17 protein-coding genes, 2 pseudogenes and 1 riboswitch are annotated in these 21985 nt (G+C 72.1%); of the genes and pseudogenes, 10 read left to right on the top strand and 9 right to left on the bottom strand.

Going from position 1 to position 21985, the window contains the following annotated elements; all coding sequences use genetic code 11:
• Positions 1-72: 72 nt before the first annotated feature.
• Entirely contained in the window at positions 73-1110 is a 1038-nt protein-coding gene (locus ACZ60W_RS31575; protein ID WP_469758818.1) for a hypothetical protein, read from the bottom strand.
• Positions 1111-1535: 425 nt separating this feature from the next.
• A complete protein-coding gene (locus ACZ60W_RS31570) occupies positions 1536-2258 on the bottom strand; it encodes an SDR family oxidoreductase (RefSeq protein WP_469758817.1) in 723 nt (240 codons plus the stop codon).
• Between the two features lie 313 nt (positions 2259-2571).
• Between ACZ60W_RS31570 and ACZ60W_RS31565 the strand changes: the two are divergent.
• The 4 genes and pseudogenes from ACZ60W_RS31565 to ACZ60W_RS31550 all read left to right on the top strand — a co-directional run.
• A pseudogene (locus ACZ60W_RS31565) lies at positions 2572-2891 on the top strand (malate synthase A); the annotation flags it as partial.
• Between the two features lie 233 nt (positions 2892-3124).
• Positions 3125-3348: riboswitch (cobalamin riboswitch) on the top strand.
• A 165-nt stretch (positions 3349-3513) separates the two neighbouring features.
• Complete coding sequence (gene metE, locus ACZ60W_RS31560; protein ID WP_469758816.1) at positions 3514-5832, top strand: 5-methyltetrahydropteroyltriglutamate--homocysteine S-methyltransferase; 2319 nt, start codon at positions 3514-3516, stop codon at positions 5830-5832.
• A gap of 46 nt (positions 5833-5878) precedes the next feature.
• A pseudogene (locus tag ACZ60W_RS31555) lies at positions 5879-6055 on the top strand (hypothetical protein); the annotation flags it as partial.
• A gap of 127 nt (positions 6056-6182) precedes the next feature.
• Complete coding sequence (locus ACZ60W_RS31550; RefSeq protein WP_469758815.1) at positions 6183-6920, top strand: DUF6193 family natural product biosynthesis protein; 738 nt, start codon at positions 6183-6185, stop codon at positions 6918-6920.
• A gap of 180 nt (positions 6921-7100) precedes the next feature.
• On the opposite strand, the gene ACZ60W_RS31545 is transcribed toward ACZ60W_RS31550, so the two are convergent.
• On the bottom strand, positions 7101-7994 hold the full coding sequence (locus ACZ60W_RS31545; RefSeq protein WP_469758814.1) for a PhzF family phenazine biosynthesis isomerase: 894 nt from the start codon (positions 7992-7994) through the stop codon (positions 7101-7103).
• Here ACZ60W_RS31545 and ACZ60W_RS31540 point away from each other — a divergent pair.
• Positions 7993-8262, top strand: a complete 270-nt coding sequence (locus ACZ60W_RS31540; RefSeq protein WP_469758813.1) for a helix-turn-helix domain-containing protein — start codon at positions 7993-7995, stop codon at positions 8260-8262. The genes ACZ60W_RS31545 and ACZ60W_RS31540 overlap by 2 nt on opposite strands.
• Entirely contained in the window at positions 8240-8533 is a 294-nt protein-coding gene (locus ACZ60W_RS31535; protein WP_469758841.1) for a LysR substrate-binding domain-containing protein, read from the top strand. The genes ACZ60W_RS31540 and ACZ60W_RS31535 overlap by 23 nt, the downstream gene beginning before the upstream one ends.
• Before the next feature lie 555 nt (positions 8534-9088).
• Here ACZ60W_RS31535 and ACZ60W_RS31530 read toward each other — a convergent pair.
• Positions 9089-9520 (bottom strand): ATP-binding protein, encoded by a 432-nt coding sequence (locus ACZ60W_RS31530; protein ID WP_469758812.1) that lies wholly within the window; start codon positions 9518-9520, stop codon positions 9089-9091.
• A gap of 209 nt (positions 9521-9729) precedes the next feature.
• Positions 9730-10215 carry an NUDIX hydrolase gene (locus tag ACZ60W_RS31525; RefSeq protein WP_469758811.1) on the bottom strand — a complete coding sequence of 162 codons (486 nt, stop codon included), beginning with the start codon at positions 10213-10215 and terminating at the stop codon, positions 9730-9732.
• A gap of 224 nt (positions 10216-10439) precedes the next feature.
• On the opposite strand from ACZ60W_RS31525, the gene ACZ60W_RS31520 reads away from it, so the two are divergent.
• Both ACZ60W_RS31520 and ACZ60W_RS31515 read left to right on the top strand, forming a co-directional pair.
• Positions 10440-12224 (top strand): PP2C family protein-serine/threonine phosphatase, encoded by a 1785-nt coding sequence (locus ACZ60W_RS31520; RefSeq protein WP_469758810.1) that lies wholly within the window; start codon positions 10440-10442, stop codon positions 12222-12224.
• An 80-nt stretch (positions 12225-12304) separates the two neighbouring features.
• A complete protein-coding gene (locus ACZ60W_RS31515; RefSeq protein WP_469758840.1) occupies positions 12305-12736 on the top strand; it encodes a response regulator in 432 nt (143 codons plus the stop codon).
• 57 nt (positions 12737-12793) lie between these two features.
• On the opposite strand, the gene ACZ60W_RS31510 is transcribed toward ACZ60W_RS31515, so the two are convergent.
• Positions 12794-15157 carry an ATP-binding protein gene (locus ACZ60W_RS31510; RefSeq protein ID WP_469758809.1) on the bottom strand — a complete coding sequence of 788 codons (2364 nt, stop codon included), beginning with the start codon at positions 15155-15157 and terminating at the stop codon, positions 12794-12796.
• 352 nt (positions 15158-15509) lie between these two features.
• On the opposite strand from ACZ60W_RS31510, the gene ACZ60W_RS31505 reads away from it, so the two are divergent.
• Positions 15510-15647 (top strand): hypothetical protein, encoded by a 138-nt coding sequence (locus tag ACZ60W_RS31505; RefSeq protein ID WP_469758808.1) that lies wholly within the window; start codon positions 15510-15512, stop codon positions 15645-15647.
• Between the two features lie 73 nt (positions 15648-15720).
• On the opposite strand, the gene ACZ60W_RS31500 is transcribed toward ACZ60W_RS31505, so the two are convergent.
• Complete coding sequence (locus ACZ60W_RS31500) at positions 15721-17823, bottom strand: SpoIIE family protein phosphatase (RefSeq protein WP_469758807.1); 2103 nt, start codon at positions 17821-17823, stop codon at positions 15721-15723.
• 295 nt (positions 17824-18118) lie between these two features.
• Here ACZ60W_RS31500 and ACZ60W_RS31495 point away from each other — a divergent pair, with 295 nt between their 5' ends.
• Positions 18119-19306, top strand: a complete 1188-nt coding sequence (locus ACZ60W_RS31495) for a low temperature requirement protein A (protein ID WP_469758806.1) — start codon at positions 18119-18121, stop codon at positions 19304-19306.
• A 441-nt stretch (positions 19307-19747) separates the two neighbouring features.
• Here ACZ60W_RS31495 and ACZ60W_RS31490 read toward each other — a convergent pair whose 3' ends face one another.
• Positions 19748-20509: an isocitrate lyase/PEP mutase family protein gene (locus ACZ60W_RS31490; RefSeq protein WP_469758805.1), complete on the bottom strand. Its 762-nt coding sequence runs from the start codon at positions 20507-20509 to the stop codon at positions 19748-19750.
• 177 nt (positions 20510-20686) lie between these two features.
• The gene (locus ACZ60W_RS31485; protein ID WP_469758839.1) at positions 20687-21604 is read right to left on the bottom strand and encodes an NADP-dependent oxidoreductase; all 918 of its coding nucleotides are present in this window, start codon (positions 21602-21604) and stop codon (positions 20687-20689) included.
• Positions 21605-21985: the final 381 nt, after the last annotated feature.

The raw sequence follows: 21985 nt of genomic DNA, 5'->3' as shown, positions 1-21985 counted from the left end.
GGTCCGACGCGGCGCTCCGAAGGTCGGAGCGCGCGCGGCACTGCCCCGGCTGCGCGCCGCGTCAGCAGGCCGTCAGCACCAGCGCGTATGGCGGCAGATGCGCGATCCGTCGCCCGAGCCACCGGACCCTCCGGAGCCGCCTGAATCGCCCGGGATTCCGTTCGGGTACAGCCTCGTCCGGTTCCGGTCGCGGGGGTAGGGGTCGAGGTAGTCAGGGTCGCCGTCGTCGTCGCGGTCCGGCAGGTAGGCGTCCCTGCCCCGGTCCGGGGCGGGGCAGCCGTGCTCGGGCGCGGAGAGCGCGAGGCTCACGATGTAGACCTCGTCGGTGAGAGGAGCGTCGCTCGCCGGGTCCTGTCGGCACACGCGCCAGTCGTCGAACTCCCCCTCGCGCGGGAGCGTGTCGTTGAGATACGCGGCCTCGGCATGCACATCCTCCTCGGACACGCCCGCGGCCGCCACCTTCGGGACTGCGACGCGCCAGCTCAGCCCCAGGACGTCGGGCATCTTCTTCCACGGCACCGTCCCGCCCTGGGCCGCGGGACACGGCTCCTCGCGGCGTACGACACCGAAGTCGACGACCGGTTCCTCGGCGGAGCCGCCGGGTTCCTGGAAGCAGACTTTCCACAGCGAACGCCCCGTCACCTTCCGTTTCTGGTCCGAGGCGTCGTGAGAGGTGACGGTGAAGCCCTTCCTCCGCGACTTCGGGAAGGCCAGGTCGAGGGAATCCCCCGTGAAGTCGGGCAGCGTGGGCATCGTGGCCTCGGGCATCGACGGCGAGGCGGTGGGGAAGCGACGCGGCGGTGCGGGCGGCTTCGCCGCGTCGGCGGCGGCCGCCCGGGCCGGGGTGTCGGCCGGCTGCTCGGGCAGCACCGCGCCGAAGAGAGCCATCGTCGCGATGGACGCGACGACCCTGCCCGAGACGGGCCAGGGGTTGCGCCACCACAGGAGGAACAAGGCGAGGAGAAGCGCCACGCCGCCGAGCCGGTCGTTCACCAGCCCCAGCAGGGGAACGGCGGCGACGGCTCCCACCCGCGCCGCGCCCGTCTGCCACCAGGGGCCGGATACGGACGAAGGGGGAGGAGTGGAGTCGTGGCTCTGGGGGCCTGACATGGCGGCGCGGGGCCCTTCCATCGATGCATGTGAAGCTGACAGCCGGCATCGTACGCACAGGGTGGAGGCCACCCTTCCGGGTGGTACCCCTGCCTGCTGGGTGATCAGGCTTGTGGGGTGACGGACGCCGCCTGAGGAGCAGCGCCAGGCGCCGGACCTGCCCGAACGGTTCGGGCCGAGGCAGACCGTCCACGGACGGTTCGTCCGCTGGGCCGCCGAGGGCGCGTTCGACCGCCTGACGGCCGCGCCCAGGACCCGGGCGGAGGTGGGCCGGCTGGTGGCGATCGACTCCACGGCCGTGGGAGTCCTCCCCGTACAACGCTTCCAGAGGGGGCTCGAACCCCTCCGGAACCCTGGCAAGGTACGCCCCCGCGACACGGCTCACCGGCGCCCTCATGGTCGTGGGCGCGGCGGCTGCGGGAGGCTCAGGCCTCCTGGCCGGTCGCTGCGAGCACGATCTCGCGAACGGTGACGTTCGGGGGCTGGCGGTACGCGTAGGCGATGGCCTCAGCGACGACGTCAGGGGCGAGCGCGCCACCGGCCGAAGCCTTCCACGCCTCGTAGTCGCGCTTGATCTCCTCGTCGCTGGTATGGGACAGCAGCTCGGTCTCGACGGCTCCGGGGGCGATGGTGACGACTCGCACACCCTTGGCGGAGACCTCCTCACGCAGATTCTCCGAGAGGGCGTGGACCGCGAACTTCGTGGCGACGTAGGCCGCGTGGTTCGGGAAGGTCTTGCGGCCCGCGACGGAGCTGACGTTGATGATCGTGCCGGCACCTCGGTCCACCATTCCCGGCAGCACCGCGCGGGTGCAGTAGAGCACGCCCTTGATGTTGAGGTCGATCATCCGGTCCCACTCGTCCACCGGCTGGTCGACGATGCGGCCCAGCAGCATGGCTCCCGCGTTGTTCACCAGCGCGTCGACCGGACCGAACCGTTCCTCCGCGTCGGTCACCGCCTCCCCCACGGCCTGTCGATCCGTGACGTCCACGCGGCGGCACATCGTGTCCGGCAGGTCGAGCTGCTCCAGCCGTTCCACTCGCCGGGCGAGCAGCAGCAGGGGGTGGCCCAGTCCGGACAGCAGCCGCGCGGTTGCCGCGCCGATCCCCGAACTGGCACCAGTGATCACGATCATCGGCTTGGCCATGGCAGCACTTCTCCGTTCGCCATCGGGCGGGCCTCCGCTCGCCCGCCCCCAGGTAACCACCGCCTCCGGCCGCTCGCTCCGTGGAGACCACCGAAGTCCCGGCACTCCCCCGCAGTGCCGAGCCGCTTCGCGTGGGCCGAGGTACTGCACGGCCGGGGGCCTGCGGTGACGGTGATCCGCTGGAGGAATTCTGCGACCTCTCACCTCATCGGCGGATGGTGGTCAAGAGCGCGATGGCCGTCAGGGGACCACATGCCTCGGACTGGCGCTCGGTGCCGCGGGGCTCTGTGGTCGGGTGCTCGACGTACCTCCCCTCGACGCCGGCCGCTGGGACCACCTGTTCAGCGTGATCAAGACCTTCGGTCACCGCACCGACTTCCTGCTGCTCGACCGCGCGCAGGTCACTATGACCGTGCCGTTCATGCGGGCGTATACCGAACTCCTGGTACGCACCGGTCACCGGCGCGGCGCCCACCCCATCGGCGGGATGGCTGCCCAGATCGCGCGCGCAAGGACCCGGAGCGAACGCTGCCCGCCGTCGCCACGGTGCGGCTCGACAAGGAGCGGGAGGCCGAGGACGGCTTCGACGGGTCCTGGGGGCACCCGGCGCTCGTAAGAGCGGGCGCGGGTTCCACGTGTACGACCGGGAGGGGAGACCCGGCGGCTCAGGATGACGACGTTGGGCGCGGCGTGGAGCGCCGGGTGAGGGCCCGGAGCTCCACGTGAAGGGGGGCGAGAAGCGGTGTGGCGCTTCCCGGCCTCCGGTGCGTGTGGGACCCGCGCCGGCGCAGGCGGATCGGATCGTCGCGTCCGCTCTGGTCGTCCGCATCATGGATATCCGCCGCCGCGGGGCGAGTCGGCACCGTACTGTGGTGCGTGCAGCTGGTTCGCCCCGTCCGCCAGGCGGGATGCGTCGCAAGAGGGAACCCGGTGGGAATCCGGGACTGCCCCGCAGCGGTGAGCGGGAACGACCGCCGTCACACAGCACTGGGTCCGACGTACCGGACCTGGGAAGCGACGGCCAGTAGGAGCCCTCCACGAGGAGGACGTGCCCGCGAGTCCGAAGACCTGCCCGCTGCCCGCCCGCGGACGATCCGCGCGCGGACATCCCGGTGACCTCGTGGGCGGGTCGGCGTGCATACCAGGCGGACGACCGTGCCACGAGGCGCACGCTCGTACCGTCCGGTCCGTCACCCCTTCGCGCTCTCGTCCCGTCGCCGGGATCTCAGGGATTCATCTCGCGAAGGAGATCTCCGTGACCACGAAGTCCGCAGCCGCGGCAGCACGGGCCACCGTGTACGGCTACCCCCGTCAGGGACAGGGCCGGGAACTCAAGAAGGCGATCGAGGGCTACTGGAAGGGCAGCGTCACCGCCGACGCTCTGCGCGCCGTCGCCGTTCGACTCCGCCGCACCCACTGGCAGCAGCTCACCGGGGCGGGTGTGCACGAGGTGCCCACCGGCGACTTCTCGCTCTACGATCACGTCCTCGACACCACCGTCATGGTCGGCGCGATTCCGGAACGGCACCGGGCCGCCGTCGCCGCGGACCCGCTCGCCGGGTACTTCGCCATGGCGCGGGGCACACAGGACGTCGCTCCGCTGGAGATGACGAAGTGGTTCGACACCAACTACCACTACCTCGTGCCGGAACTCGGCCCGGACACCGTCTTCAGTTCCGACTCCACCCAGCAGGTCACCGGGCTGCGCGAGGCACTCGCGCTCGGCCTGACCGCCCGGCCGGTCCTGGTCGGACCGGTCACCTATCTGCTGCTGGCCAAGCCGGCCCCGGGTGTGTCCGCCGGCTTCGATCCGCTGACCCTGCTCGACCGGCTGCTTCCCGTGTACGCAGAGGTCCTCGCCGACCTCCGCGCCGCCGGCGCGGAGTGGGTCCAGCTCGACGAGCCCTCCCTGACCCAGGACCGCACGCCGGCCGACCTCGACGCCGTCGCACGCGCCTACCGCGATCTCGGCGCACTCACCGACCGGCCGAAGATCCTCGTCGCCTCCTACTTCGACCGGCTCGGCGAGGCCCTGCCCGTCCTCGCCAAGGCGCCGGTCGAGGGGCTCGCCCTCGACTTCACCGGGCCGGCCGCCGTCCACCTCGACGCGCTCGCCGCCGTCGGTGGGCTCCCCGGTAAGCGCCTGGTCGCCGGCGTCGTCGACGGCCGCAACATCTGGGCCGACAACCTGGAGAAGTCCCTCGCCACGCTCGGCACGCTGCTCGGCCTCGCCGACCGGGTCGACGTCTCCGCGTCGTGCTCGCTTCTGCACGTCCCGCTCGACTCCGCCGCCGAGAAGGAGATCGATCCGCAGATCCTGGGCTGGCTCGCCTTCGCCCGGCAGAAGACGACCGAGATCGTCACCCTGGCCAGGGGTCTGTCGGTGGGCACCGACGCGATCAGCGACGCTCTCGCCGCCAACCGCGCCGCACTCACCTGCCGCTCGAACTCCCCCCTCACCCGCGACCCCGCGGTCCGGGCCCGTGTCCAGGCAGTCACGGACGCCGACGGCCGCCGTGCCCAGCCGTACCCCGAGCGCGCCGCGTCGCAGCGGGCCCACCTCGCCCTCCCCCCGCTCCCGACCACCACGATCGGCTCCTTCCCCCAGACCAGGGAGCTGCGTACCGCTCGCGCCGACCTGCGGGCCGGCCGCATCGACGCGGCGGGCTACGAGAAGCGCATCGAGGAGGAGATCCGCGACGTGATCTCCTACCAGGAGGAGATCGGGATCGACGTCCTCGTCCACGGGGAGCCCGAACGCAACGACATGGTGCAGTACTTCGCGGAGCAGCTCGACGGCTACCTCGCCACGGAGCACGGCTGGGTCCAGTCGTACGGCACCCGCTACGTCCGCCCGCCGATCCTGGCCGGCGACATCTCCCGCCGCGCCCCGATGACCGTCCGCTGGACCTCCTACGCCCAGTCGCTCACCGACCGACCGGTCAAGGGCATGCTCACCGGGCCCGTCACCATGCTCGCCTGGTCGTTCGTCCGCGACGACCAGCCGCTCGCCGACACCGCCCGGCAGGTCGCCCTCGCGCTGCGCGACGAGGTGGCCGACCTGGAGGCCGCGGGCACGTCCGTCATCCAGGTCGACGAACCCGCTCTGCGCGAGACGCTGCCCCTGCGGGCCGCCGACCACGCCGCGTACCTGGCCTGGGCGACCGAGGCGTTCCGCCTCACGACCAGCGGCGTACGGCCTGACACCCAGATCCACACCCACATGTGCTACGCCGAGTTCGGCGACATCGTCCAGGCCATCGACGACCTCGACGCCGATGTCATCAGCCTGGAAGCGGCCCGCTCGCACATGCAGGTCGCTCTCGAACTCGCCGCCCACGGCTACGCGCGAGAGGCCGGACCGGGCGTCTGGGACATCCACTCCCCTCGGATCCCCTCAACGGAGGAGGCCACGACCCTGCTGCGCAAGGGACTTGAGGCGATTCCCGCCGACCGGCTCTGGGTCAATCCCGACTGCGGACTGAAGACCCGCGGCTGGCCGGAGACCCGCGCGTCCCTGGACAACCTCGTCGCGGCGGCCCGGGTGCTCCGGAACGGGCTCGCCTCATCCTGATGTCGTGACGTGAGGACGGCAGGCCGGAGCAGGAGCACTCCGGCCTGCCGCTGATCAGCCGAAGGATCGCGCGGAGGAACTGCGCCGCGTCCTCCCCGCCGTCCGCGGCCTGGTCGCGGACGGCGTGCCGGTGAGCACCGACACGACGCGCGACCGGCTCGCCGAGGCGTCCGGCGCCTGGTTGATCGACGACGCGAGCGGCGGTCGCGACGGAGACCGCTGACAAGAAGGCACCGACGAAGAAGACGTCCACGGGGCGGAGGCCGAAGGGGACGGCCTCGGACTCGTCCGGCCGATCACCTCGTCCCTCGCCCCTCCCGGAGCCAGTGAGTCGGGCACAATCACACGTCGTGCCCACACCACCTGGACTTCACTCCCTCTACTCGGATGTCGTCGCCTGCGGCGGCCTCGCGGCAGCCTTGCAGACCGCGATGGACGGCAGTCGCGGCATCATCGCTGTCGCGTCGTCTGACGACAACCCGCACCTGTACGCAACCGTCGGCAGTACCCTGCCGCACCGTGAACCGCTGCAGATCAGGGCTTGGCGGCATCAACGGAAGTGGTCGATCCGCGGCACGGAGCCCTGGCAGGGCCTGGCCCTCATCGAGGGCGATACGGACGACCTGGCGGAGGTTGCCAGGGCCGCCGAAGTTTGGCACGACGGGCTGGCCCTGAGCCGCATCTGCCAGGCGGCTCCTTTCGTGCACCCGACCGGCAGATTCGAGGTACCCGATCATGATCCCGCGCGCCTGACGGAATCCGAGTGGCAGTGCCTGCGCAGGGAGGCAGGGGAACTGGATTACAAGTGGCGGGAGGCATACAAGGCCCTGGTCGAGACGGCTCACGCCGAGCCGGCACTGCGGACCCTGTATCCCTTCACGAGCCACTGGGCTCTGCGCTTCTCGACCGCCACCCGCCCTGCCCTGGCCGTGGTCGGACCACGCCTGAGCACCAACGGCGACGGTACCTTCGGGGTGGGTACGGGGGTCGTCGGGGATGATCTGGGCCGATGCGACACACCTCGCGAGGCCGTGGCGCTGGCGGTTCGTCACCTACCGTCTGGCCTTGGTGCGATCACCCTCGGCTGACTCGACTCCGAGGACACGCTCATCGATGCCTGCATCGGCCCCTGCGTGGGGCGGACAGTCGTGGGCCATCGCGTCCCTCGACCGGCCGGCGGTCAGCCTCCGGGGTGGGATGCGGGATTCACGGCTACCCGGTCCGCGCGCAGAGTGGACGGAGGTCGCGTGACAGGGTCCTCAGTGCGCTCAGACTTCTGGGTGGCCGAGGCTCACGCCGGCATCCGTGATCTCCACCGCCTGCCCGCTCACCCTTACCCGCGGGTTGGCTGCGGAGGCTTCCACCCGGAGCACGCTGGGTCGGCCGAGGTCTTCCCCCTGGCGGATGGTGAGGATCTCGCTGGGCGGGAGGGCGTCGAGAGTGCGCAGGTAGCCGCCGAGGGCGGCGGCCGCGGCACCGGTGGCCGGGTCCTCGACGACGCCGCCGACCGGGAAGGGGTCGCGGGCGTGGAACAGGTCCCGGGTCTCTCGCCAGACCAGCTGGAGGGTGGTCCAGCCGTGCCTGTGCATGATCTCGGCCAGGGCGTCGAAATCGTAGTCGAGGGAAGCGAGCCGCTCACGGGTGGCCAGGGCCAGGATCAGGTGCTCGTTTCCGCCGAAGGCAACGTGGGGCGGCAGGACGGGGTCGAGGTCCTCCTGGGACCAGCGCAGAGCCGTGAGAGAGGCTTTCACCTCCTCCTGGCTCGCCGGCCGAGAGCGGGTGGGGACGCTGGTGAGCGTCGCTGTCACATGCCCGTCGGGCTCGGCGGAGGTGTCCAGGTCGATCTCACCCACGGGTGTGTCGAAGACGAACGGGCCGGGGCCGATCCGTTCGGCCAGAGCTACCGCGGTGGCGACCGTGGCGTGACCGCAGAAGGCGACCTCGGCAAGCGGGCTGAAGTAGCGCAGGCGGAACCGCCGTGCCGTGGCGTCGGCGGCCGTGACGAACGCGGTCTCCGAGTAACCGACTTCGGCCGCGATGGCGAGCATGGCGGCCCCGTCCAGCGCGGCCGCGTCCATGACGACACCGGCCGGGTTGCCACCGGCGGGGTCGGAGGTGAAGGCGGCGTACCGCAGGATCTCAGGGCGTGTCATCGGGCTCATGGTCATGACTCTGGCAGCGCACAGGCATCCCTACAAGCGATGCATTCCGATCCTGCCGATCGAAGTAGGCGATGGCATCGGTACGTTCGACGGCAGGGACACTCGATTGCCGCGCACCTCCGCCGCTGTTGCCCGGACCGGGAACCTGACCGCCGCCGCGGAGCGTCCGCACCTGGCCCAGTCCACCGTGACCGCGCACGCACAGGCATGGGCGAAAGAGCTCGGCCCGCGCCTGTCGGCCTCGGATCACGCGCTTCGGCAGCCTTGAGGCCGCCCGGTCCTGTGTATCCGCGGGTCTCGGCCTCGGCCTGCTGGCCCGTGACGACGTCGGGGACGCACTCGCCGCAGGCCCTCTGGCGCAGGTGCCCGGACCGCGGTTCCCCGACGTCACCGTCCAGCTGGCCCGTCACCGCCGGCGCCGGCTCTCCCCCGCGTCGGTGTCCGGGCTCCCTCGTCGGGCGTCGACGCGGGGGCTGAGGGTGGCGTCGGCCAGAGGGGCTCCTGGGAGTAGTCGTCCGGGCACACCCAGGCGAGGGTGATGGCGGTCTGCCCGTCAAGCGGGTCAGGGGTCGAGGAAGCGAGCTGCTGTTGCAGGGCGTCGAGGCGGGCGCGGGTCTCGGGTGTGGTCACCTGGTTCCTCCTTGACGGCCCGGCCGGTCGTCAAACGGAGCCGGGCCGGCGAGCAGGGAAAGCCGAGCGTGACATCGCGGGGGATGACGGGTGTCTCAGCTCTCGCGGACAGCGGCGTCCCGCACCGTCGGCCGGACCTTCAGGACGGTGCCGATCCCGGTGATCTCCAGGATCCGTCGTATCTGTGCGGCAGGGAGGCAAGGCGCAGGTCGGTCGTCCGGTGGGTGAGGATGGGCAGGTTCAAGAAGGCCGAGTCCGCGAAGGTGACGGCGGAGGCGTCGACGCTCTTCTAGGGCCTGTCGTCACCATCCCCTCGTTGCCCGAAGGGCGGCCCTGCGGCGTCTGGTGCGTGCTCTCGGTGTGCCGGGTGGAAGTGCTCGTACGGGACGTACTCGCGCTTTCGCCCGGTGCGGCGAGAGCGCGTGCCAGGCGTCGCGGGGCAGAGGGGATTTTGTCGACAGGGCCTAGGGCCGGCCGGCGGCGGCAGCGCTGGAGTCGTCGGCCAGGGTGATCGCCGCGGTGATGCGCTTGCCGACGGGTTCGCGGTGGACGGCGAAGCTCCGGCTGACCGCCATGACGATCTCCAGCCCGTGCTGTCCGATGCGGGTCGGGTCGGGCGCGAGGACGGCCGGCAGCGTGGGATTGCTGTCCCACACCGTCACCTCGACCGCGCCGTCGACGATCTCCAGCGTCAGCAGGCTGGGCCCGGGGGCGAACTTGCGGGCGTTGGTGACCAGCTCGCTGACGGCCAGTTCCACCAGTCCCCGTGCGCTCTCGGACACGGGCAGACCGTGCAGGGCGTGCACCTCGGCGAGGAACGTACGTGCCAGTTCACGCGCGGCCGCGATGCTCTCGCTGCCCTCGAAGAGGGCGGAGACCGAAATGATGTCCGCCATCAGCGGTCGCCTGTCCGCGACCCCAGCCGTCTGCTGCCTCATCCCCACTGCCCTTTCCTTGCGCCCCCTGTGTGCGAGCTCCGCGTACCCCATGATCGGCCTCTCACACCTGGGCCGTCTCAATCGGGTCCTGCCCGCCCCGCGCGCCTGACCGCGCCGTCCCGCATCGCACGAGGCCGCACGCACACCCCTCTCGTGCGTCTGCGTCCTCACAGGCCCAGGTCGAGGGGGTGTGCAGGGACGCCGTACTCGATCAGTTCGGTCAAGGGGCCCGCGAGGTCGCGCGGGCCGAAGAGGTCCGGTCCCGAGTAGCCGACGAGCTCCGGCAGGGCCCACCACCGGAATCCCGTGATGTTCTCCGCGAGCAGCTCGGTGCGCGTGAGGGTCCCCTTGGGTTCGAAGCTCGTGGTGCGGATGAGGAAGTAGTCCTGAACGGCTCCGTCGTACCCCGGCACGTAGTCGGACGCCACCACCGTCCGGCGCCAGACATGAGGAGGCAGCCCGTCGCATGCCAGCCCGGTCTCCTCCCGCAGTTCACGGCGGAGGGCGTCGTACGGGGTCTCGCCCGGTTCCACGCCTCCGCCTGGTGTCGTCCAGACGATCCGCTCCGGGAGAGCCAGCCGGCACAGCAGGATGTGGTCCGTCTCGTCGAGCACGACGGCCCGTACGGCGTGACGAAGCTTCGGCAGGGCCATCGGCTCAGCGTATGCAGCCTTGCGGTGCGCTCGGGCGGTTCCGGCCTGATCTGCGTGGACGTGCCGGCCGGGGCTCGGCGCGATCCCCGTGCGCCGGCCGGCCTGTGTGAGGGGCTGTGGAGAGGGGCAAGGTGCGCAGTGACGTACGGTTCAATCAAGCGTGTCGGACCGGGTGGCGGTCGGCCCGGAGTGCGGGCCGGGGCAACGGTCGGGAGGCGGGGCACATGGAAGAGTCCGGTGCGGAGGAGGTGACCGCCTCCGCGGGCGAGTGCTGGGCGGAGCGATTGCACGCCCTGTGGCGGGCCGCGGACCTCATGCACGACGTCACCGGACTCGCCGACCGCATCTACGACATGCTCCTGTCACGCCCGGGCGTGGTGTCCGTGGTCGGAACACGCTGGAGCGGGGACCGGATGGCGTACATCCGCCTGGCGTCGCGGGAGGAGCCCGCGCCGGTGACGTGGCGGGCGCCGTTCTCCGGATGGAGCGAGCCCGTCGTGCGTCCGGGGACGGCCGCGGCCGTGGACGGCGGAGCGCCGGTGGTGCTGGAGCACACGGGACCCGGTGCCGCGGCGGCGCTGTGGCCGGGCGGGCTCGTACCGGCCGGCAGTCCGGTCGCCGCCCTGGAGTGTGCCTTCCCCCTGGCGGACGACGACTGGGCGACGCTCTGGGTGGGGCTCGACCGGCCGCCGGGGCGGTCCGATCCGCTGCGCGGACAGCTCGTGCAGGTGGCGGAGGTCCTCGCCACGAGCAACGTGCGGCTCCTCGCCCATCACGCGCACGAACGGCGGCAGGTCGAGGACGCCTTCCTCGCCGAGGCGTCGCTCCAGATGGACACGAGCCTCGACGTCGAGGAGACCCTGCGACGGATCGCCCGGCTCGCCGTGCCGGCCGTGGCGGAGGGGTGTCTCGTCCATCTCTTCGACAGAGCGGGCGTGCTGAGACCCGTGGCGTCGGCGCACGTGGCCGCCTTCGCCCAGGGGTGGCTCCGTGACCTGGCCCGGGACGACGACTGGCTGGTCAAGCTGCTCAGGGAGAGCTCCGAGCGGCGCGACAGCACCCTGGTCGGCGCCGCGGACCTGCGCGACAGCCCCTTCGCCGCGGTGCCCGGCCTCGGCGCCGTACGGAACCTCAGCGTCACACCGCTGCGGGCCCGTGGGCGCAGCCTGGGGACCCTCACGTTCCTCCACCACCGAGCGGACGCGCCGGTCGCGACGCCCCGACTGCTCGGGGACCTGGCGAGCCGGGCCGCTCTCGCCATCGACACCAGCACGCTGTACGAGAAGCGGCGCAGCGACGTGGAGGTGCTCCAGCGCCACCTCCTGCCCGGCGCCCTGCCGGAGATCCCCGGGCTGCGGCTGAGCAGCGCCTACCAGGTGGCCGACTCCACCCTGGACGTGGGCGGTGACTTCTACGACGCCGTGGCCATCGGCGACGGCGTGGCCCTGCTGATCGGAGACGTCTGCGGGCGTGGCGCGGAGGCGGCCGCCGTCACCGGCCTGGCCCGGCACACCCTGCGCACGCTCCTTCAGGAGGGGACGTCGCCCGGCATCGCCCTGACGCGCCTCAACGACGTCCTCATCGCCGAGGGCGCCGCGCGGTTCGTGACCGCGCTCATCGCCCTGCTGGTCCCGTCCCGGGGAGGCGGCTGGGACGTCGAGCTCGTCGGTGCCGGACATCCGAGGCCGCTCGTCCGAAGGCCCGACGCGTCCGTGGAGGAGGTGCCCGCGGCCGGGGTCCTGCTGGGGGTCGTCCCCGGTATCGGCTATCGGTCCGTCCACGCCCGTCTGGAACCGGGGGCCTCCCTGGTGATGTTCACCGACGGGCTGACCGAGGCGCGGGGAGTCGACGGCACCTTCTTCGAGGTGGGGCTTCCCGCCGCCGTGGCGGAGTGCGTCGACGGCCGGCCCGACCCGGCCGGACGCCTGGTGGCCGCGGCGTCGGCCTACCGGCACTCGGGCGACGACGACACCGCCCTTCTGACAGCGACGGCAGAGGAACGATCGTGACCCATCCCCGTGTCCACGGGTCCGGTACCGGACCCGCAGCCGCGTACGACCCCGAACCGGGGCGGCCGGCCGGCTCCCGCATCGACCACCGGCGCATCCTCGTCGTCGAGGACTCGCAGGAGGACTCCGAGGCGATCGAACGCGCTCTGGCGCGCAGCCACCCGGATCTCGTCCTGGACTTCCTCGACCGTGCCGACCGGCTCGTCGACCATCTCACCGAGGCGTCGGCGCTTCCGGGCATGATCCTTCTGGACCTGAACATGCCCGGAGTCAGCGGTCACTCCGCGCTGGCCGCCGTACGGACCCGCCCCGAACTGTCCGAGGTGACGGTGGTCGTCTTCACGTCGTCCACCGCGCCCGCCGAGGAGGACGCCTGCTACGCGGCCGGGGCGGACAGCTACATCTACAAGCCGGTGAACTTCGACCTCTTCCGTACGGTCCTCAAGGGCGCCGTCGACTTCTGGCAGGAGTCGCGGGGGCGCGGCGGGCCCTCGACGTCGTACGGCTCCTGATGCGGGACGCCGTGGGGGCCGAGGGGCAGCCCGGTTCCGCCCTCGTCGGGCGGGGTGTCAGTTCGGTTCCGTCGCGTCGGACGGGTCCGGGGGCTGCCCGAGGGTGAAGTAGAAGGCCGTGCCGCTGCCCGGTTCGCTCTCCAGCCACAGCCGGCCGCCGTGTCGCTCGACGATGCGCTTGACGACGGCCAGTCCGACGCCGGTGCCGCCGCCGTGTTCCGCGGGGCCGTGGAGCCGGCGGAACAGGTCGAACACGTCCGCCTGGAGCTCGGCGGGGATGCCGATGCCGTTGTCTCGGACCACGACGGCCGGCTCGGTACGTCCAGGCCGTGTCCCCGCGGCCGCCGCGAGCGCTCCCCCGGCTCCCTCGGCCGGTACCTCCTGCACGCCGATCCGGACGGTACGGTCGGGTCGATCGGCCGCGTATTTCGCGGCGTTGACCAGCAGGTTGACCAGGATCTCGTACAACCGGGTCGGATCGGCCACGATCTGCGGGAGCGGGGCATCCCGCAGGACGCGGACGCGCTCCTCCGCGAGCCGCGGTCCCGCGACCTCCAGCGCGGCGTCGACCGCCTCGTCGAGGTCGACGGGCACCCGGCGCAGCCCCGCCTGCCCGAGACGCGCGTAGTGCAGAAGCGAATTGAGGAGCTCGTCCATCCGGCCGGCCAGTCTCTGGATGGTGAGCAGCCTGCGCACGCTCGTCGGATCGAGCGCCGCTCCGGCGTCCTCCATGGTGAAGGTGGCGGCGTTGGAGATGCCGCGGAGGGGCTCCTTCAGGTCGTGGGCGGCGGCGTGGGCGAAGGAGTCCAGGTCGACGTTGCTCATCCGCAGCTCCTCGTTGAGGACGGCGAGCTCCTCCGCGTGGCGGAGGACCAGCCGGGTCAGCATCCGGCCGAGCTCCGCGGCGGCGGCCTGCTCGCGCGGCCTCCAGGGCAGCGAGCGGCCCCTCATCACGGAGCGGAACACCTCGCCCGAACCGCGCGGTGTGAGGCGCTCGCCGCGCGGTCCGACCCGCACCGGGGTCTCGGGGTCGGTCGCCCACCTCCGGGGCGTCGGACGCTCGGCGCGGAACCAGGCGAGGAAGTCACCCGGCGACGTGAGCCGCACCAGCAGCGCGCCCGCCGGTGCGCCGTCCGTCGCGGGCAGGTGGATGTCCTCGTCCGCCAGGCACTCCGCGAGGCGGTCGGTGCTCCACACGGTCCCGGTGTCCATGTCCCCGGCGCGCCTGCGCAACTCCGCGACGAGCGCGGCGGGAACGGGGGCTCCGGTGGCGACCGCACGACCGCCGCGCACGAAGACGGCCGCGTCCGCGTCGACCAGTCCCCGCACGGCGGAGCCGTGCAGCGGCAGCGACAACTCCACGTCGGTGTCGAGGAGCTCCGCCACCGACGCCGCCCGCCCCGCCGCACCGGCCAGCGCGTCGGCGCGCTCCCGCTCCTCGATGGCGGCGAGCTGGAGCGAGAAGGCCGCTCCGAACAACTCGCAGGCGGACAGCACCTCGGGAGCGGGGCGGACGGGACCGGCGCCGTGACAGGCGATGAGGCCCCACAGCCTGCCCTCGCGCATCACGGAGACGGACATCGACGAGCGGACGCCGATGTTGCGCAGATATTCGAGGTGGAAGCCGGAGACGGTCCGCAGCACGGCTCCCGACAGGTCGAGCGGCGTGCCTGTGCCGGTACGCACCGCGGGGACCAGGCCGACCGTGGGGTCGTCGACGTCCACGATGACCCGGATCCAGTTCTCCTCGTACAGACGCCTGGCCTGCGGCGGGATGTCGGTCGCCGGGAACCACAGGCCGAGCCACGGATCCCATGCCTCGGTGACGTCCTCGGCCAGCACTTCTCCCGGCCCGTCGGGGCCGTCGAAGCGGTAGGCGACGACCCGGTCGTATCCGGTCAGGGCCCGGATCTCGCGCACGGCGGCCCTGCAGCTCTCGGTGACGTCGACCGTCGACCGCAGGCGCGCCAGGGCGCGCCGGATCCCCTGGTAGAAGCCCGTGAAGCGGAACTCCTGGCCCTCGTCACGCGGCTCGAACTCCAGCACGACCAGCGAACCGGACCGGTGCACGGACAGGTCGAACCGCCGCCGGGCGCCCTCGGGGCCGGCCTCCACCTGGAGCGCGGACGTCTCGCCGTCCTCGACGACGCTCTGGCACGCGTCCGCCCAGTCCTCTTCCGCCAGGACCGCGGTGACGTGCGCGCCGACCAGATCCCCCGCGGGCAGACCGAGCACGTCGACGGTGTTGGCGGCGGCGGTGTCCACGACTCCGTCGGTCGCCTCCACCGCGAGGAGCGTCCCGTGCGACTGCACACCCCCCAGCAGGTGAATGGGCTCACGCACGCACTCCGAGAGGTCGAACCCCCCGGGCACCGCCGACTCGGCGTCATGCGCCCTCTGCGACAGCCACTCCTCCGCCACCCGCCATCGCCTCCTGGAGTTCCTGTCGCCCTGGTGTTTCGCCCCATCCTGTCACCCGGTGCACAGGGCAGCGGTCCTCGCCCCCTCCGGCCGTCGTCACGACACCGCACCGCCCGGCACCAGCGGCGCACGGCGCGTCGCGTCCGTCCGGTCGGCCGGCACGAAGGCGAGCACGGTGCCGGGCATCCATGATCATCGCTCCTCTGACGGTGGCGGTGAACCCCCGGATACGGCAGGTGCCACTCGACCGGCCCACACGGTCGCGCTCTGAGCGGGCGGCGTTCGCCCGTTCAGAGCAGTCTGGTCCTGAGTCCGTTTCCTTCCCGTGATCGCTGCTCCATCGGGAGACGTCATGGTCGTGATCGCTCTGCTCGTGCCGGGCCTGCTCGTGCTCATGCTGTTCGGGCTGGATGCCTTGGAAAACGTTCTGTTCCCTCGTCCTCCCGACCGCTTCCGCGCCGACGCGGAACACCGGTCGGAGCCGTTGTGAGCGGCGGGGTCCGCCTCCGGCTTCTTTCGCGGCCGCGATCGGTCCCGCACGGCGGCAGTGCGAGGCCGGCCGGTCAGGACGGGTCCGGAGAGAGGAATCGTTCGGCCCAGAGGGTCTTGCCTCGGCCCGAGGGACGTACGCCCCAGCGTTGGGTGAGATGCGCGGTGATGAACAGCCCCCGGCCGTTCTCGTCCGTCTCCAATGCGCGCCGCAGGTGGGGGCTGGCACTGCTGTCGTCGGTGACCTCGCAGACGAGTGTGCTGTCGGTGTCACGGATGAGGCGCAGCTGGATCGCCCCCTCGGAGTAGCGCACGGCGTTGGTGACGAGTTCACTGACGACGAGCGCGGTGTCGTCGATGACGTCCCGGGCCAGGCCCCATGCGGATAGCTGGTGCGTGGTCCGTCGGCGCGCCTGCGCAGCACTGCGAGGACTGTGGGGAAAGGTCCATGCCTTCGTCTGGGACTCGTCCAGGGTCCGTGTGCGTGCCAGCAACAGATAGGCGTCGCGTGCGGGCCTGTCGGGAGCGAGGGCGTCGGCACAGGCGTCGCACGCCGCCTGGAGTGAGGGCTGCGGCTCGGTGAACAGCTCGGTGAGCAGATGCAGCGGTGTCGTCCCGGTGGGGGAAGAGGCCAGCAGGGCGGTGTTGAAGATCAGCAACGTGGTGCCTTCGGGCAAGGCGCGTTCGGTGAGCCGGTATTCAGCGAGTCCCTGGCCCAACGCGGGCCCTGCCGCGACGTCGAGCAGGTCGACGTGCCCACCGGGGTGTACAAGGAACGGCGCCGGGTGACCGGCGCTCGCCGCGGTGCAGAGTCGGGTGACCGGGTCGTAGACGAGACAGAGACAGGTGACGGGAGCGCTCTCGCCGGCGTCGTGCTCCGTCGCGCCCGCCACGGTGCTGGGGCGACTGGCCAGGGCGTGGAGGCGCTGGAGGATCTCGTCCGGCGGCAGGTCGAGGTCGGCCAGCACCGCGATCGCGGCGCGGACCTCGCTCATCGCCGCCGGGCCGGCTGCTCCCGGGCTGGTGTCCCCGGCGACGAGGGCGACCCGGGAACCGGAGAGGGGAATGGCGTCGAACCACCCGCCCCCCGTACCGGCCGGGAGGTGCGTACGGGCGAGCTCGACGCCCGTGTCGACGGATGCCTGCGCGTGGGCGAATCCGCCGGACAGGATGCGGGCCGCGGAGCGCTCACGCCCGTAGAGGCGGGCGTTGTCGAGGCATTGACCGGCGTGCGTGGTCAGCTGCTGTGCGAGTCTCAGGTCGCGATGGTCGAACGGGGTGGGGTTGTGCCAGCGGTAGAAGCAGGCGAGGCCGAGCAGCACGCCCCGTGCCCGGATCGGGACCAGCATCATCGAGTGCGTGCCCGCGCTCAGGATGCGGGCCTCGCGTCGACGCGAGGGATCGAGCCAGTCGGTGTGCGCACCCAGACGTCGGAGCAGTCTGGGGGCCAGGGTGTCCAGGGCCGTCCGGTGGGGCGTTCCGGGCAGGTAGACGTCGACCTCGCCGACGACGGGGACGCCCTGTCGATCGGGCCCCGCGACGGAGCGGAATCCGGCGCGTCGCACGGTGTGGTCCCGGTCGGGAGCGTCCGCGGCCGGGGCCCTGCCGCGCAGGACCTCGTCATAGACGTCGACGGTCACGGTGTCGGCCAGGGCCGGGGACGCGACCTCGCAGAATTCGGCCGCCGTCCGGAAGACGTCCAGTGTGGTCCCGATCCGTGCGGCCGCCTCGTTCAGCAGGCGGACCTCCGCTTCCGCACGCAGCCGGGCACTGACGTCGGTCACGGCGGCGGCCAGCCCCAGCACGGTTCCGTCGGCCCGCTGGAGGCGGAAGGCGGATGCCGAGGCCACGGCCTCGTTCGGGGGATCGCGTCGGTCGCGGAGGCGGATGTACAGGTCGAGCTCGGGTTCGCCGGTGTCCAGTACCCGGTGAGCCGCACGTTCCACGACCGCGGGATCGGCGATGTCGAACGACCGGAGGATCTCCGGAAGCGTGCGGCCGAGCATCCGATCGACCGGGAAGTCCCTCATGAGCCGTGCGGCCGTGTTCACCCGTACCAGACGGAGCTTCCGGTCGTAGACGTGAAGACCCACGGGTGACTGGGAGAACAGCGCGTCCAGGACGGCCTCCCCCAGTCCGTCCGGCGCGGAGCCGCCGTCCGTACGCTCTTCACCCACCACTGTGCACGCCCATTCGACGGGAACCCGGCTGCGTCGCCCCCATGGAACGCGAACCCCGGGAGCCCGGCCACCACGGTGAACCGGACGAGTGACGCGCCGGAGCCGGTCCCGGTCAGGCCACCGCCGCGCGTGCGGGGGCCCGGTTTGGGCCGTGTGGGTGACGAGCGCGGCCGCGACGAAGCCCATGCGGCGGTGCGGCCGTCCTTCTGTGCGCATGCCTCGGCCGCGAGCGACGCGATGCGTGATCTGATGGGGGCAGCCCGAGCCCTGTCGTCCCCACCCGGAGAGCACGATGAGCACTCCGCACGGCCCAGAGTCGTCACCCTCGCCCGCCGCGGTACGGGAGGCGGAGCCCCGGCACGCAGGATGGCTGGAACTCTTCTTCGACCTGGTCTTCGTCGCCGTCGTCGCCCAGCTCTCCCACGGCCTGCACGGCGACCCCGGGTGGCGCGAGTTCGCTGTCTTCCTCGGGCTCTACTTCCCTCCCTGGTGGATGTGGGCCAACCTCACCGTCTCCGCCAACCTCTTCCAGGACGACAGCGCTCGCCGCCGTCTGGTCATGCTGACCGGGATGCTGTGCCTGGCGGTGATGGCCGCCGCGGTGCCGGAGGCCGACGGAGACCGGGCCCCCGCCTACGCCCTCGGCTACGCGGGCACCCGTATCGTCCTGCTCGCCCTGTGGTGGCCCGCCACCCGCTTTGCCGCGCCCCGCACGGTGCCCCGCTGGCGGCCGCTGTCCTACTGTCTGCTCTCCGGACTCCTGTGGGCCGGCTCGGCGGCGGTTCCCGCTCCCTGGTGCTTCGTGGTCTGGGCCGTCCTGCTCCTGGCGGAGATGGTCCTCCTCTTGACCGCGCGCGGGCGGGGCATCCCGGGACGGGTCCACACCGGCCACCTGGTCGAACGGGTCGGCCTGTTCGTGATCATCGTCCTGGGCGAGTCGGTGCTGGCCCTGATCACCGCCACGGACCACACCTGGACCGCGCAGGCCGGGATCGTGGCCCTGCTGGGGTTCCTGATGCTGGCCGCCCTGTGGTGGTCCTACTTCGACTTCGCCTCGACCGCGGCCGAGCGCGTCATCGGCACCGCCGGCACGCGCGAGGCCTATCTCCTCGCCCGCGACGTGGGCGGCCTCCTGCACTTCTTCGTCACCGCCGCCGTCATCTCCATGGCCGCCGGACTCGCCACGGCGGTGGAGGAATCCGGCCACGACCACCTGGCGACGGGTGCCGTCTGGGCCCTCGCCGGCGGGTTGGCCGTCTACCACGGAGCGCATGCCCTGATCGCCCTGCGGTTCGGTCGGCCGTTGCGCGAGGTGGCCGTGTGGGCGGTGCCCGGGATCGCGCTTCCCCTCCTGGTGGTTCTCGGCGCGGATGTCCTCGCACCATGGCTCGTGGTGCTGATCCTCGCGGCCGAGGCCGTCGCGCACCTGCTGTACGCGAAGGCCGCGCTGGCCCGCCGTGCGCGCGCGGGGACCGCCTGACGCCTGTCCGCAGAGGGACGCCCAAGGGGGCGGGCAGAGCGAGGAACGCTCCTCGCAGCAGCAGCCCGGTTCGCTTGATCCGCTCACGCACCCGGAGGCCGACCAGGGTGTCGCCGGTCCGGGGCCGGTACCGCAGGAGCACGGCGTCCCGTTCGTCCGCGGTGTGATCGAGGAGGGTCGCGTCGGCCTGATCTCCGTCGGCGCCGCGGTCCTCGGGCATGGTGCCTCCCCTGGTACGAAAGTCTGTGAACGATCAAGCGGATCGCGCGCTCGGATCATCACGGGACCAGCGGGTGATGCTCGTCACGGATTCCGGCACCCGGGCCCGGCAGCCCCGAGGGCTCCGGGCCCGGAGCCGACGCGTCGTCCCTCGCCAGGGCGGAGGGCCCGTCGTCCGGACCACCTTGCGGCCGGTGTGCGGGAGGGTGGTGCGGCCGGCGGTCAGGGGGACCAGGGCGCCAGCATGTCCTTCATGGCGTCGGCCATGGCGAATTGGAGGAGGGGACCGTAGGTGATCCTTCCGACGCCGAGGCGGCGAAAGCGTGCGAGGTCGTGCTTGACGGGGTGGGCGGTCGTGTTGACGGGAAGGGCGACGGCGCCGACGACGGCCGTCAGGAGCTGGTCGCTGTCCTGGATGCTGACCGGGTAGACGCTGTCGGCTCCCGCCCGCTCCATGGCCTGCAGCCTCTCGATCGCCTCGTCCAGGACCCCGGCGGGATCGTCGGCGTTCTGGAAGAGGTCGGTGCGCCCGTTGATCCAGACCGGGACTCCGGCGTCGTCGGCCGCCGCGCGCAGACCGGCGATGAAGGCGGCGTGCTCCTCGGTGCTCCGCATGCGTCCACCGTCCGAGTGGACGGTGTCCTCCAGGTTGAGACCGACGCCGCCGGCCTCGACGAGCCCGGCGATGAGGTCGGCGGGCTGCTGTCCGTACCCCGCCTCCAGGTCCACGGACACGGGGACGTCGACCGAGGCGGTGATCCCGCGGACGGCGGCGAGCACCTCCTCGAAGGTCTGCCCTTCGTGGTCGTCGGCCCCGCGGGAATCGGCGAGGGGATGGCTGCCGATGGTCAGCGCCGGGAATCCGGCGCCGGCGGCGGTCCGGGCGGACCAGACGTCCCAGACGGTCGGGAGGACGAGGGGCTTGTACTCGGCGTGCAACTGCTTGAGGCGCTGAGCGCGCTCCACGGTCGTGCGAAGTTCCATGTCCGGACGCTACCCCTGGATCGCCGCGAAACCGCGCCGACCGGGCGGGACGCCGTCTCGGCCCGGTCGGCGCGGGGCGGTTCGTCGCCGGTCGGTACGGCCCTGCTCGCGTCGGCAGGCCCGGCGGACGGATTCCCCGCCGGGTGCCGTCCGCGCGGGTTCCGCACCCGGCAGCCGTCAGACCTCGACGACGATCTTCCCGGACGTGTGGCCCTCCTGGCTCAGGGAGAAGGCCGCTCCGAGTTCGGCGAGCGGGAAGGTCGCGGCGACGTCGACGGTGAGCCGGCCCTCGTCCGCGAGGCGACCCAGAGCGGCGAGGTCCTCGCCGACCGGGCGGACCCAGATCCACTGCCCGCCCGCACCGAGCACCGTGTGATCGGCGATGGAGGCGTGCCGACCGCCCTCGGCCAGGACGGCCAGGGTGGTGTCGAGGACACCGCCCACGAAGTCGGCGACGACGGTGACCCCGTCCGGAGCGAGGGCACGCACCCGTTCGGTCAGTCCGTCCCCGTACGCGACGGGCTCGCAGCCGAACCCGCGCAGGCGGTCGTGGTTGCGCGGGGAAGCGGTGCCGATGACCCGCGCGCCGAGCGCCCGGGCGAGCTGGACGCCGAAGGACCCCACGCCGCCGGCCGCCCCGTGGACGAGCACGGTGTCGTCGGCGGTCGTTCCCAGACGGGTGAGCAACTGATAGGCCGTCAGGCCGGCCAGGGGCAGTCCGGCGGCCTGCGCCCAGTTCAAGGAGGCCGGCTTCCGCGCGAGCGCACGTACGGGCACGCTGACGTACTCGGCGAAGGTGCCGCCGTGCACATAGTCCTTGCGGGCGTAGGCCATCACCTCGTCGCCGACGGCGAACTCCGGCACGTCGATGCCGAGCCTCTCGACGGTGCCGCTGACGTCCCATCCGGGGACCACCGGGTGGACGACGTCCATCAGCCCGTCGAGCCCGCCCGCCATGATCTTCCAGTCGACCGGGTTGACCCCTGCGCACTCCACCTTGACGAGGACCTCACCAGGAGCGACCTTCGGCATCGGCAGCCGGGTCTCCCGCAGCACTTCCGTCCCGCCGTACGTCTCGTATGCCATCGCCCTCATGGTGCCCTCGGACATCCGCGAAACCTCCTCCTGCGACGCGTACAGTGCTGCTTCATCTCAGCACGGCAGGCCCCGGGCGGCGCGGGAGACTCGCTCGGCGAGGGCGACGAAGCACGGCACGCCGCGGCCCCTGCCCCGGGGCGCGGTCCGCGTCGCGGACCTCGGTGTCCGCGGAGGCGGGCGCGCCGCCCCGCGCCCCGGGACGAAGGCGGCATCGCTGCATCCGAACCCCTCCCCGGCGAGAAGGACGTCAGCGAGCCCGTCCCTTCTTCCCGAGGAACCGTCGATGTCCGATCAGCACGATCCCGCCCCGTACGACGCCTTGCTGCTGCTCTCCTTCGGCGGCCCGGAGGGCCCGGACGACGTGGTCCCGTTCCTGGA

Source organism: Streptomyces sp. NPDC104202 (assembly GCF_055584185.1).
Note: the sequence above shows the minus strand (reverse complement) of the source record. Positions and strands in the feature narration are given on the sequence as shown.